Genomic DNA, 12959 nt, shown 5'->3' with positions numbered 1-12959 from the left:
TATGATTGCAATTATTCCAGCAAGATCAGGCTCTAAAGGTTTGCCAGGTAAAAATATAAAATTATTGGAAGGTAAACCTATGATTGCTTATACAATTGAAGCAGCATTAAAAGCTAAAAAAGTTGAGAAAGTAATTGTTTCTACTAACAGTGATGAAATAGCTCAAATATCTCTTAAACATGGAGCTGAAGTTCCGTTCTTAAGACCTGAGCATTTAGCAAGTGATACAGCTTTGGCTATTGATAATTATATTTATACAATTGATAAACTTAATGATGAAAATAATTGTTCTATTGAAAATTTAATTGTACTACAACCAACATCTCCCTTAAGAACATCAGTTGATATAGATTTGGCAATAGAGCTTTTTGATAAAAAAGAAGCAGATTCAGTAGTAAGTTACTGTAAAGAAGCGCACCCGATAAAATGGCATAAGCACATAAATGGTGATGGTTTAATTATTCCAATTTTTGATGAAAAATTATCAAATAGGCAAGAAGAGCTGCCTACGTTTTATCCAAATGGAGCCATTTTTATTTTTAAATATTCTTTTTTAAAATCAAGAAAATATTATTCAGATAAATCATATGCTTATATTATGGATAGAAAAAACTCTATCGATATAGATTTTATGGAAGACTTCGAATATGCTGAATATTTATTAAAAAAAGATAAGAATTAGTACGATATAAAAAAAGATATATAACCAAAGAATTCAATAAATCGACTTTTTGTTCTAGTAATAAAAAATATTGTCAAACAATGGACTACAAAAACTTAACAATTAACGAAAATAAAAGCATCCTAGAAGCTTTAGAAAAACTAAACAAAATAAGAGACGTAAGTCGATTAATTCTTTTTGTAACAAATGAAAATGAACAAGTAGTAGGTTCATTAACTGATGGTGATATAAGAAGATCATTAGCAAAAGATAAAGATTTAAATAAAAAAATTGGAGAAATTTGTTATAGAGATTTTGTTCATAAGAAAAATACAAATGGGTTTATTGAATTAGAAAGCATAAGAAAACAAAAAATTGTTATGCTACCATTATTAAATGAAGATAAATCTCTAAATAGAGTACTGGATTTAGATAAAATAAAATCTGTAATACCTGTTGAATGCGTTATAATGGCAGGAGGAAGAGGAAAAAGATTAAGTCCGTTAACAGATACTATTCCTAAACCTATGTTGCCTCTGGGTGATAAACCAATAATAGAATATAATATAGATAGATTGATATCTTTTGGCATCAATAAAATCTATATTTCAGTTAAATATTTAGGAGAACAAATACAGGAATACTTCGGGGATGGGAGTTCAAAAGGTATTAAAATTGAATATATATGGGAAGATACTCCTCTAGGAACTGCAGGTTCATTATCTTTAGTTGATAAATTCGATTCAGATCAAATTCTTTTGATGAATAGTGATTTATTTACCAATGTAAATATTGAAGAAATGTATTTACAGCTTATTAATGAAAATGCTGACATGGTAATTGCATCTACTGAGTATAAAATTGATGTTCCTTATGCCGTTTTTGAAAGTTCAGATTATGAAGTAAGTACATTTAAAGAAAAGCCTACTTATGTTTATCACTCTAATGCAGGAGTTTATTTATTTCATAAAAACTTAATTTCAAAAATTCCTAAGAATTCATATTACGATATTACTGATTTAATGGATCGATTAATTAAAGAGAATAAAAAGATATTACATAATCCTATTAGAGGTTACTGGATAGATATTGGTAAACCCTCCGATTATGAGAATGCAAAAGAATTTATTAAACACTTAAACTAATTATTTTAGTAACAGTTTTAAAAGAATAAACAAAATAATTAGATGAATAAAACAACGATGGTCTCTGTAATTATACCTTCCTATAATAGAGGGAGTACAATAAAATTAGCAATCCAAAGTGTCTTAGATCAGACATACAAGAATATTGAAGTTATTGTAATCGATGATGGTTCCACAGATAATACTGAAGAAATAATATTAGAATTGAACAGTGATAAAGTTTCATATTATAAAAATGCTAAGAATATTGGAGCCTGTGGGTCAAGAAATAGAGGTATTAACTTAGCAAAAGGTGATTATATTGCCTTTCAAGATAGTGATGACGAGTGGCTTCCAGAAAAGTTAGAAAGGCAATTAGAATTTTTGTCAGAAGAAGATTGTGATATTGTTTCATGTTCTATGCAAAGAATTGAGGGAAAAAAAAATGAAATTTATCCACCCTATGTGCCTGAAAATAATTCAAATTCTTTCAATCAATTATTGTTTGAAAATTTTACTAGTACTCAAACGATTTTAGGTAAAAAAAAGGTTTTTGAAAATTATAATTTTGATGAAAGGATGCCTCGTTTTCAAGATTGGGAACTTATGTTGAGGATTTCTCTTTTTTTTAATCTTAAACATCTAAATAAAGTGTTGGTAAAATCTTATTTACAAGTTAATAGTATTTCTTTGAATGCAAAATCAGCAATTGCAGGGCTAAAGTTAATTTATAATATTCATAAGGAGGCTATAGAGAAAAATAAAAGTATTGAAGCAAGATTTAATTTAAAAATAGCAGAATATATGCTTGCTAATGGAGAAAATCCTAAAAAATATTATAAAAAAACATATGACCTAAGTAAGTCGTCTAAAATACTGTTGTTTTATTTAATGAGTAAATTATCTTTGAATAAACTTTTATTTTATTTTAAAAAACAATATTTTTCATTTAAAAATAATTAATTAAATTTTATGATTAAAGAATTTTTAAAAAGGATTTTATTGAAGTCAAATAAGAATATAATTACTGATAAGCAATCAGTAATTAATTATAACATCTCTATTTTAAATTTTAATAAAAAATACCCTTCTAGGATAACTAATTCAATTTGTTCTATTTCAGAAATTGGTATTGGTTGTAAAATTTCCGATACAAAATGTTTTGGAAATGTTTCAATCGGTAATTTTGTTAGTATTACAGGTCCTGGAACTATTATAAATTCCATAAAAGAAAAAATCAATATAGGTAGTTTTACGTCTATAGGTCAAAATGTTTGTATAGTAGATTTCAACCATGCTTTTAATCGGAGTACTAGTTCATTTATTATTAATAAAATTTTTCAAGGTAATATTGCTGAAGAAATTATTACAAAGGGAAAAACGATAATAGAGGAAGACGTTTGGATTGGTTCAAATTCAGTTATTACAGCTGGAATCAAAATAGGAAGAGGTGCAGTAATTGGAGCTGGAAGTATTGTGACTAAAGATATACCTAAATATAGTATTGCATTTGGAAATCCGGCTAAAATAATTTCAGCTCGATTTTCTGAAAATAAAATTCTTTTTTTAGAAGAAATAGAATGGTGGAAATGGGATACAAATAAGATTTTAAGAAACAGGGAATTTTTTGAAACTGACATAGCTAAACAATCAATAGAGGAAATAAAAAATAAAATTAATGATTAAAGGAAAAAGAATTTTATTAATATGTAAAGAAAGTTTTTCGTTTCCAATGTATTTTTTCGCGAAAAAAAAAATTGAATCTAATAATCAAGTAGGTGCTTTTTTTATTCACCCCTTAGAAAGTTATTATAATAAAAGCAGATATAATGAAAATACATATTATAAGTTTAAAGAGGAACTGCCAACTGTTAAACTTTATGGACTTTCAGATTTTTGTAAAGAATATAATGAAAAAAATAATAGAGATAATTATGATGCCGAATATTTGGATTTAATTGAAAAAAAATACACACATTTTAAGAATTTAAATTTACAAGTTACATCTAGTCAATTATTAAGTAGACACTTTCATACAAGAGATTTTTTTAAACAATCTTCTTATAACCAATGTTTAAATTTTATAGAACTTTCTTACAAGAAAATTGAACAAGTTTTAGAAGATTTTAAACCAGATTTAATTTTAGATATAGAAGATGGAGAATTTTTAAGAACAGCTTTGAATGAAGTTGCCTATAAAAAAAATATACCATATATAAATATTGATTACCCTAGATTCGAAAATTACAAGATACCAACCTATACTTTAGGTCTTGGGGTCAGTGAAATTTTTTATAAAAATTATAGCCTTAAGTTTAGTTTACCGAAAAAAGATTTAAAAGAGGAAATTGAATATATTATAGATTTTAAGAATAAATCTAAAATTATGTCTAATGAATTTAAGGGGACAATTACAAGCCAATATAAACCTAGTAACTTCATTTTTGTATCTAAATTTCTGATGGGTAAATTAATATATTTTTATGATGTTTATATAAGAAATCGAAATCTAGAATTAACCCAAAAAAATAATATTCTTTATGCAAATCCTATAAAACATTTTTGTTATTACATAAATGTAGAAATAAAAAAACAATTTTTGCTTAGGCCTAATAGATATTTCGAGACACCTATAAAAGACGAAGTATACGTATATATGCCTTTACATTTGATTCCAGAATCTACTACATTTGTTAAAGCTCCTTTTTATATTAACGAACTTAATATCATTGAGCAAGTTTCAAAATCTTTACCTCTTAACTGGAAATTATATGTAAAAGAACATCAGGCTATGTTAGGAGAAAGAGAATATTCTTTTTACAAAAAGGTAAAAAAAATACCTAATGTTAGATTAGTACAAATTAATCATTATCAAGACCCTAAACCTTGGATAGAAAATGCAAAGGGCGTTATTACGATTACAGGGACTGCTGCTTTCGAATGTGCATTGCTAGGCCGTAAATCGATAATTTTTGGTGATGTCCCATTTAAATTAATTGATGGTATTACTCGTATTAAATCATTTGAAGAATTACCTGAATTATTAATCTCTTTTGGTACTATAGATAATGAGAAATCTTGTGCAGCATATTTAGCAACTGTAAAGGAAGTTGGCACTAAAATTAATCACAAATACTTAATCTCTGAGGGAGAAAGAATACTTAAAGGCGAAAGTATTATCAATGATAGTTATAAGCAAGAAATTATAGCACTTGAAAGTTTTTTTGACAAAGCCTATACTGCTTTAGATTAGTGAAATTATTTAAATATTATCAATTATTAATTAAAATCATTGAAAAACAAAAAACAAGATAACTTTAATTCTGTAGCAATCAAATCCGGTTCTGGTTATATGATTGCAAATATTTTGATCAGAGCTAGTGCACTTTTGACTGCTCCAATTTTTACTAGAATTTTGAGTACTTCTGATTATGGAATTGCAGCTAACTTTATAGCTTGGATGAATATTTTTTTAATCTTCACAGGTTTAGGTTTGCCTTACTCAATAGGTGTTGCAAAAATGGATTTTCCAAAACAATTAAATAAGTATATAGCATCTATACAAACTTTAGGCAACATATCCGCATTAATATTTCTTATTATAGCTGTATTATTTAAACAAAAATTAGCTGAATGGATGATTTTAGATGGAGATTTGGTTCTAGTTATGTTTATCTATTTACTAGTTTTGCCATCTGTGGTCTTTTCCCAAGAAAAGTATAAATTTCAATTAAAGTATAAAGAGAATATTTATATTGCTTTTGTAAATTCTTTTGGAGCTATATTTTCTTGTTTAATTCTTATATTTTTTGTTTTTAATGTAGATAGATATTATGGTAGAATTATTGGATTAATTTTACCAATGTTTTTAATGGGGATTTTTTTCTTTATTAAAATAATAAGAGAGGGTTGGTTTGCTAATGTTAAGAAATATTGGAAATACGCTTTAAAAATTTCTTTACCAATGATTCCGCATGCTCTAGCTATGGTAGTTTTAAATCAAATTGATAGAATTATGATTATTGATAGCTCTGGAAGTTCTGACGCAGGTTTATATAGCTTTGGTTTCGCGTATGCTATATTACTTATGATTTTCTCAAATGCAATCTTACAAGCGTATAAGCCATGGCTTTATACAAAGTACAAAACAAACGAATTATTACAAATAAAAGATTCTCATCGTATCATAACTTTTATTGTATGTCTATTGACAATAGTCATAATAGCTGTAGGTCCAGAGGTTTTAAAAGTTTTGGGTGCTAAAGAATTTTGGGAAGCAAAATGGGTTATTGTTCCAATAGCATTGAGTGCTTTATTTCAATATATTTATAATTCTTATTCCAGTTTAGAGCTATATCATAAAAAAACAAAAATTATTGCAATTGGCTCTGTAATTACTGCTTTAATAAATTACATGTTAAATAGTAGTTTCATACCGATTTACGGTTATACAGCAGCTGCTTATACTACATTTATTAGTTACCTCATTTTATCAATATTTCATTATTTTGGGTATAAAAATATTTGTAAAAAAGTTGTGTTTGATGATAATTTCATATGGGTTTCTGCATTGCTAACCATAGGTGTCTCATTTATAATGCTTTTTTTCTATAACTCAATTTTATTAAGATATACTTTATTAATATTATTGCTTGGCTTAGTTTTTATATTGAAAAAAAATAAAATAAAAGAAGTATCTAAAACCTTATTTATCACTTATAAAAAATAAATTTTCTTAGGCTCAAGAAATGGTTTAATCAGATGAGTTTTTAGATTTAAATATATATATATTTGTAAAGAATAATGATGAAATTTGAAAAAATAGATCTTTTAAAAAACTACTACTTTATATCTGTATTGATATATTTTAGTGCTATTTATCTAACTTTTATCAGGGTTGGATTATTTATGTCATTTATATTAGTACTTGCTTCAACCGTTTTATATTATAAAAAAAAGTTTTTAATAAGAAAAGGCCTTGATGTTCTTGTTATCTTTTATATTATATATAATATTTTTTCGTTTGTTTTTTTTACTTTTTCAGGTTTGCCTTACAGTGTTTTTTTTAAAGAATTTTCAAACTCAATTTTACCAATTATCCCTTTTTATTTTTTTGGAAGATTAAATTATCAAAATTCTTTCTATAACACCACTTTATATGCATTAGCTGGTTGTTTTCTAGTTGGATTTTATTTTTATTTTACTTTACCGTATAATTATATGTTTTTTATGAATAAAATTGACGGAACAGGAACAAATCCAATAGGTTACACTATCAACTATCATTCAATTTTAGGTATTACAGCAACTGGTTCTCTTGGGGCGATAAGTTTGTTGTTATCATTAGGAAAACTATATAATAGTAAGTTTAAAAAAGGAAAAATTATTTTTTTAATTTGTCTTGTCGCTTTAGTTTTATCGTTTAGAAGAGCTGCTCTTTACACAGGGTTATTTGCTATTCTCTGGTTTAATTATTTAATTATTTTTAAATTTAAATCTCAAAAGTTTAAAATTTTATTTTTTGAGCTTTTTATTGTTTTAATATCTATTTATAAACTTTTGGAATTTAACCCTGAATTTTTAGATGATTTATATGAAAGGTTTAATTCTTTTTCGGATGCAATAGATAGTAGAAGTGGTAGTTGGTTTGCAGGGCTATCACATACTAAAAGTTTTATCACTGGTGATGGTTTAGGTAGATATGGACATAAAGCTGTGGAGTTTTCTAATCTCTATATTCCTGATGGTAATTATTTTAGAATGATTGCGGAATTGGGTTTTGTAGGTTTTTCAATTTTTCTACTAATAATTTTCAATGCTATAAAATTAGGTATATATAATCTAAAAGATAATTATATAAATATTTGTATAATAATTATGGTATGCTTACAAGCAGTTGGATCAGATATGTTTTCATTTCAAATTGTTGCGCCACTATTTTGGTTTGCAATTGGATCTTGCAATAAAATTACTAATTAATTAAATAAATAAAAAGTTATGAAAATAATTGCTTACTATCTTCCTCAATATTATCCTTTTAAAGAAAACAATAAATGGTGGGGTGAAGGCTTTACGGAGTGGACAAATGTAGGGAAAGCAAAAAAACTTTTTAAAAATCATTATCAGCCTAAAATTCCTGCTGATTTAGGATACTATGATTTAAGGGTGCCTCAAGTTAGAGAAAAACAAGCAGAATTAGCTAGACAAGCGGGCATTCATGGTTTTTGTTATTGGCACTATTGGTTTGGTAATGGAAAACAGCTTTTAGATTTGCCAATGAAAGAAATTTTAAACACAAAGAAACCAAACTTTCCATTTTGCTTAGGTTGGGCGAACGAATCCTGGAAAGCCAAAGTTTGGAACCTTAACGATACTAGTAATGACAAAATGTTAATTGAGCAACTCTATCCAGGAGAAGAAGACATTATAAATCATTTTTATTCAATATTACCAGCTTTGAAAGATAAACGTTATATAACAATTGAAAACAAACCTGTTTTTGTTGTGTACAAGCCTTTTTTATTAAAAGATGCAAAAAAATTCATTGAAATTTGGAACAAATTAATTAGTAAAGAAAAATTATCTGAAGGATTTTTTTTCATAGGACATACTGTCAATATTAAAGAAAAAGATGAAATTTTAAATTTAGGTTTTAATTGTGTTAATATAGTTAGGAATGGTGAATATAGATTTAATAAAGAGGTAATAAAAAAAATTTCTTTTCAACTTTTTAAATTTAAAATATTAAAAAAACCACTTAAACTTAAATATTCTTTCATTTCTAGATATTTTATTCAAGATATTGATAAATCTGAAGAAATCATACCGACTATAATCCCAAACTGGGATCATACACCAAGAAGCGGGAATAAAGGAGTTGTATTTCATGAATCTAAACCTCTTTTTTTTCGAAAGCACGTGCAAAAAGCTTTGGATGTTACGAAGCATAAAAAAAGAAAAGTTTTATTTTTAAAATCTTGGAACGAATGGGGAGAGGGTAACTATATGGAGCCTGACTTGAAATTTGGCAAGAAATATATAGAGATATTAGGGGAAGAAGTTAAAGAAATTTAATTTCTTAAGTATATTTTATAAAATTTTAAATGAAAATAAATCACATTGTAAATAGTATAGATAAGAGTGCTGGTGGAACAGCTATATATGTTAGAGATTTATCTAACTCTTTAATAAAATCAAATACATTCTTAAAAGTTTCATATAATAAATCAAATGTGCCTCTTAAATTTAATAATGATGTTATCTTAAAATCTTATAATAAGAAACAAAATTTGTTAAATAAACCATTAGAAGATATATTTCATATTAATGGTATTTGGAGTTTGTTTTTGCATAAAATGGTTTCACGAGCTAAGAAACATAAAATTCCTTACGTAGTATCACCACATGGGATGTTAGAGGATTGGTCATTGAGTCATAACAAATTAATAAAATATTTGGCATTGTTTATATATCAGAGAAAAGATATTGCTAGATCTAGTTGTATACATGTTACAGCCAAATCCGAAATGCAAAGTGTTAAGAAATTAGGTTTTACGAATCCTATTGCTATAATTCCAAACGGAATAGATTTAACTAAATTTCCAATATATTATGAAAAACATAATAAACACGAGAAAATTAAAAAAAAATCATTTCTTTTTCTTTCAAGAATTCATCCTAAGAAAGGACTAGAAATGCTTATAGATGCTTGGTCACAAATAGAACATGATAATAAGGAACAATGGGTTATTAAAATTATTGGTAATGGAGAAACGGAATATATCCAATCTTTGATGAATAGAATTGTAAACAAAAATCTTACAGATTCTATACAAATATTACCACCAATTTTTGATGATAAATTAAAATATGAAGCTTATAAAACTGCTGATGTTTTTGTTCTTCCAACACATAGTGAAAATTTTGGTATAGTAATAATAGAAGCCTTAGCTTGTGAAATTCCTGTAATAACAACCAAAGGAGCTCCTTGGCATGATTTAATAATTGAAAAATGTGGTTGGTGGATTGACGTTGGTACTGAGCCTTTAAAAAGGGCATTACTTGAAGTATTAAATAAAAGTAATTTTGATATTAAAAAGATGGGAGCTAATGGTAGAAATTTAGTAGAGAAAAAATATTCTCTCGAAATCGTCACTAGAAAGACATTAGACATGTATAGTTGGATACTTAATAAAACTGAAAAACCAGATTTCATTCATTAATATTTTAAAATATGTACCAAGATTTAAGCAAATATACTTATCATTTAAAACGAGAGAAGTCTATATATTTTATTCAATTTTATAGAATCTTTTGTTTATTATTCATTAGGACATCACCGAAGTTTTTAAATCGGTGGAGAATATTTATTTATAGAATATTTGGGGCAAAAATTGGAAAAAATGTTAAAATTAGTCCATCAGCAAGAATTTTGTATCCTTGGAATATAAGTATTGGAAATTTCTGTTGGATTGGAGATAATGTTGAGTTATATAGTGTAGATAAGATAAGTATTGGAAATAACGTTGCGTTTGCACATAATATATTTGTAGCTACTGCAGCACATGATGTAAGTTTACAAAATTTCCCGACTATTAAAAAGCCTATATTTATTAGAGATGAAGTTTGGATTTCTAGTAATGTTTTTATAAATATGGGAATAACTATAGGAAAGGGAGCAGTTATAGGTTCAGCATCTGTTGTTACAAAAGATTTAGAAGGAGGTTATATTTACGTTGGTAATCCAGCAAAAGCAATAAAACAGAGAAAAAGTTTATGAGTAAAATATTAATTACCGGAGGTTCAGGTTTTATTGGTACAAATGTTGTTGAACATTTTATTTCAAATAATTATGAAGTAATAAATATAGATATAGTAAAACCAAAAATTAAAAAGCACAAATCATATTGGTTAAAAGGGGATATTAATGATTTATTTTTTTTAAATAAAGCTACAGAAGAATTTAATCCAGAATTTATAATTCATTTAGCCGCTAAAACTGATTTAAATGGAAAAACCTTGGAAGATTATAAAACTAATATTAGAGGAGTTGAGAATTTATTATCGGTTTCAAACAATTTAGGTAATCTTAAAAAAATATTAATTTTTTCTTCTATGTTAGTTTGTAAGCCTGGATTTATACCAGTTGACCAGCTACAGTATAGGCCAAGTACAGTTTATGGAGAAAGTAAGGTTTTAACTGAAAAGATTGTTTGGGAAAATGTGCCAAAATGTGATTGGGCTATTTTGAGACCAACTTCTATTTGGGGTCCTTGGTTTGATGTACCCTACAAAAATTTTTTTGATATTATTATGAAAAATAAATATTTTCATATAGGTAGTTCAGGATGCACAAAAACCTATGGTTTTGTACTTAATACAGTATATCAGATTGATAAAATATTATTAGCTAAAACTACTAATAAAAAAAATAAAGTTTTTTATTTGGGAGACCATCCTCCAACAAATATAGAAACTTGGGCAAATGAGATTGGGACAGAATTAAATATAAAGATTAAAAGAATGCCATTCAGTTTAATTAAGTTTGCTGGCTATTTTGGAGATTTTTTAAACTTAATTGGTTTATCATTTCCGATGACCTCATTTAGATTAAAAAATATGACAACTAATAATATTGTATGCCTAGAAAACACCTCAGAGTTAGCGCCAGTGCTACCTTACACCAGAATTGAAGGTGTGAAAAAAACTCTAATTTGGATTAAAGAGCAATAAAATAAATATTTATGAAAGGAATAATATTGGCAGGAGGAAGCGGAACTAGATTGTATCCGATTACAAAAGGCGTATCAAAACAGTTATTACCTGTTTATGATAAACCCATGATTTATTATCCGTTATCTGTATTAATGTTGTCTGGTATTAAAGAGATTTTAATAATTTCTACTCCAGAGGACTTGCCAAATTTTGAAAAGCTATTAGGTAACGGTAACGATTTAGGGATTAAATTATCTTATAAAGTGCAGCCAAGTCCAGATGGTTTAGCGCAAGCGTTTATTATTGGAGAAGAATTTATTGGAAATGATGACGTATGTTTGGTGTTGGGAGATAATATTTTTTACGGTCATGGGTTAACAGAAATGTTGAAAGCAGCCAAAGAAAATGTAGAAAAAGATAGAAAATCAACTGTTTTTGGTTATTATGTAAATGATCCTGAAAGATATGGAGTTGCAGAATTTGATACCGAAGGAAACGTAACTTCCATTGAAGAAAAACCAGAAAAACCAAAATCTAATTATGCAGTAGTAGGTTTGTATTTTTACACAGATGAAGTTGTAGAAATTGCCAAAAGAATAAAACCTTCGGATAGAGGTGAATTAGAAATCACAACTATTAATCAACAATATTTAGAAAAAAAAGAACTAAAAGTTCAATTAATGGGAAGAGGTTTCGCTTGGTTAGATACAGGGACACACGATTCTTTAATGGAAGCAGGTCAGTTTATAGAAACTATAGAAAAAAGACAGGGATTGAAGGTGGCTTGTTTAGAAGAAATTGCTTATTACATGAAATACATTGATGCCAAACAATTAAAAAGATTGGCAGAACCTTTAAAAAAGAATGGGTATGGACAATATCTATTAAAACTAGCTAAGAAATAATGAAGTTTATAAAAACTAAAATTCAAGATGTTTACATCATTGAACCTAATGTTTTCGGAGATCATAGGGGATATTTTTTAGAATCTTTCAATCTGAAACAATTTGAAGAACATATTTACCCAATAAAATTTGTACAGGATAATGAATCTAAATCTTCAAAAGGAGTTTTAAGAGGATTACACTTTCAAACCCCCCCCTTTAACCAAGCCAAATTAGTAAGGTGTATTGAAGGACGAGTAATGGATGTGGCTGTGGATGTTAGAAAAGGTTCACCAACTTACGGAGAACATGTCGCTGTAGAATTATCAGGTGAAAATAAAAGACAATTGTTTGTGCCAAGAGGTTTTGCGCACGGTTTTTCTGTTTTAAGTGATACAGCTGTTTTTGGATATAAAGTGGACAATACATACGCTCCAGAATATGATTATGGTATTCGTTGGAATGATAATGATCTAGCAATTGATTGGGGTTTAAATGAAGAAGAAGTTTTACTATCTGAAAAAGATAAAAATCTTACTTTTTTTAAGGATTTAGATTCACCTTTTGATTTTTAAC

13 protein-coding genes are annotated in these 12959 nt (G+C 27.0%); all 13 read left to right on the top strand.

The features are described from left to right. Position 1 precedes the first annotated feature (1 nt). The 13 genes from LPB302_RS06325 to rfbC all read left to right on the top strand — a co-directional run bounded on the left by LPB302_RS06325 (position 2) and on the right by rfbC (position 12958). Positions 2-682: an acylneuraminate cytidylyltransferase family protein gene (locus tag LPB302_RS06325; RefSeq protein WP_053972943.1), complete on the top strand. Its 681-nt coding sequence runs from the start codon at positions 2-4 to the stop codon at positions 680-682. Between the two features lie 80 nt (positions 683-762). Next, entirely contained in the window at positions 763-1806 is a 1044-nt protein-coding gene (locus LPB302_RS06320) for a nucleotidyltransferase family protein (RefSeq protein ID WP_053972942.1), read from the top strand. Between the two features lie 42 nt (positions 1807-1848). Next, on the top strand, positions 1849-2748 hold the full coding sequence (locus LPB302_RS06315; RefSeq protein ID WP_053972941.1) for a glycosyltransferase family 2 protein: 900 nt from the start codon (positions 1849-1851) through the stop codon (positions 2746-2748). Positions 2749-2757: 9 nt separating this feature from the next. Continuing rightward, positions 2758-3471 carry a CatB-related O-acetyltransferase gene (locus LPB302_RS06310; protein ID WP_053972940.1) on the top strand — a complete coding sequence of 238 codons (714 nt, stop codon included), beginning with the start codon at positions 2758-2760 and terminating at the stop codon, positions 3469-3471. Beyond that, positions 3464-5038, top strand: a complete 1575-nt coding sequence (locus LPB302_RS06305; protein ID WP_053972939.1) for a hypothetical protein — start codon at positions 3464-3466, stop codon at positions 5036-5038. Before LPB302_RS06310 ends, LPB302_RS06305 begins: the two co-directional genes overlap by 8 nt. A gap of 39 nt (positions 5039-5077) precedes the next feature. Continuing rightward, positions 5078-6514 carry an oligosaccharide flippase family protein gene (locus tag LPB302_RS06300; protein ID WP_053972938.1) on the top strand — a complete coding sequence of 479 codons (1437 nt, stop codon included), beginning with the start codon at positions 5078-5080 and terminating at the stop codon, positions 6512-6514. A 77-nt stretch (positions 6515-6591) separates the two neighbouring features. Next, positions 6592-7764 (top strand): oligosaccharide repeat unit polymerase, encoded by a 1173-nt coding sequence (locus LPB302_RS06295; protein WP_074613583.1) that lies wholly within the window; start codon positions 6592-6594, stop codon positions 7762-7764. 18 nt (positions 7765-7782) lie between these two features. Then, positions 7783-8859, top strand: a complete 1077-nt coding sequence (locus LPB302_RS06290) for a glycosyltransferase WbsX family protein (RefSeq protein WP_053972936.1) — start codon at positions 7783-7785, stop codon at positions 8857-8859. Positions 8860-8888: 29 nt separating this feature from the next. Beyond that, entirely contained in the window at positions 8889-10007 is a 1119-nt protein-coding gene (locus LPB302_RS06285) for a glycosyltransferase (RefSeq protein WP_053972935.1), read from the top strand. 209 nt (positions 10008-10216) lie between these two features. Continuing rightward, positions 10217-10564, top strand: a complete 348-nt coding sequence (locus LPB302_RS06280) for an LbetaH domain-containing protein (RefSeq protein WP_255164377.1) — start codon at positions 10217-10219, stop codon at positions 10562-10564. Then, a complete protein-coding gene (locus LPB302_RS06275) occupies positions 10561-11517 on the top strand; it encodes an NAD-dependent epimerase/dehydratase family protein (protein WP_053972933.1) in 957 nt (318 codons plus the stop codon). The genes LPB302_RS06280 and LPB302_RS06275 overlap by 4 nt, the downstream gene beginning before the upstream one ends. A gap of 11 nt (positions 11518-11528) precedes the next feature. Beyond that, positions 11529-12404, top strand: coding sequence for a glucose-1-phosphate thymidylyltransferase RfbA (gene rfbA, locus LPB302_RS06270; RefSeq protein WP_053972932.1), 876 nt, complete (start codon positions 11529-11531; stop codon positions 12402-12404). Continuing rightward, the gene (gene rfbC / locus LPB302_RS06265) at positions 12404-12958 is read left to right on the top strand and encodes a dTDP-4-dehydrorhamnose 3,5-epimerase (RefSeq protein ID WP_053972931.1); all 555 of its coding nucleotides are present in this window, start codon (positions 12404-12406) and stop codon (positions 12956-12958) included. Before rfbA ends, rfbC begins: the two co-directional genes overlap by 1 nt. The last annotated feature ends 1 nt before the right edge of the window (position 12959 follow it).

It is taken from the genome of Polaribacter dokdonensis (assembly GCF_024362345.1).
In the GTDB taxonomy this organism is placed as follows: Bacteria; Bacteroidota; Bacteroidia; order Flavobacteriales; family Flavobacteriaceae; genus Polaribacter; species Polaribacter dokdonensis.
This window is presented reverse-complemented; position numbering and strand designations above follow the sequence as displayed.

Excerpts from the sequence above, each read along its gene's own strand:
- LPB302_RS06305 (WP_053972939.1), top strand. The coding sequence starts at position 3,464 with ATGATTAAAGGAAAAAGAATTTTATTAATATGTAAAGAAAGTTTTTCG.
- LPB302_RS06325 (WP_053972943.1), top strand. The coding sequence starts at position 2 with ATGATTGCAATTATTCCAGCAAGATCAGGCTCTAAAGGTTTGCCAGGT.
- LPB302_RS06285 (WP_053972935.1), top strand. The coding sequence starts at position 8,889 with ATGAAAATAAATCACATTGTAAATAGTATAGATAAGAGTGCTGGTGGA.
- rfbA (WP_053972932.1), top strand. The coding sequence starts at position 11,529 with ATGAAAGGAATAATATTGGCAGGAGGAAGCGGAACTAGATTGTATCCG.
- LPB302_RS06295 (WP_074613583.1), top strand. The coding sequence starts at position 6,592 with ATGAAATTTGAAAAAATAGATCTTTTAAAAAACTACTACTTTATATCT.
- LPB302_RS06290 (WP_053972936.1), top strand. The coding sequence starts at position 7,783 with ATGAAAATAATTGCTTACTATCTTCCTCAATATTATCCTTTTAAAGAA.
- rfbC (WP_053972931.1), top strand. The coding sequence starts at position 12,404 with ATGAAGTTTATAAAAACTAAAATTCAAGATGTTTACATCATTGAACCT.
- LPB302_RS06310 (WP_053972940.1), top strand. The coding sequence starts at position 2,758 with ATGATTAAAGAATTTTTAAAAAGGATTTTATTGAAGTCAAATAAGAAT.
- LPB302_RS06315 (WP_053972941.1), top strand. The coding sequence starts at position 1,849 with ATGAATAAAACAACGATGGTCTCTGTAATTATACCTTCCTATAATAGA.
- LPB302_RS06320 (WP_053972942.1), top strand. The coding sequence starts at position 763 with ATGGACTACAAAAACTTAACAATTAACGAAAATAAAAGCATCCTAGAA.
- LPB302_RS06275 (WP_053972933.1), top strand. The coding sequence starts at position 10,561 with ATGAGTAAAATATTAATTACCGGAGGTTCAGGTTTTATTGGTACAAAT.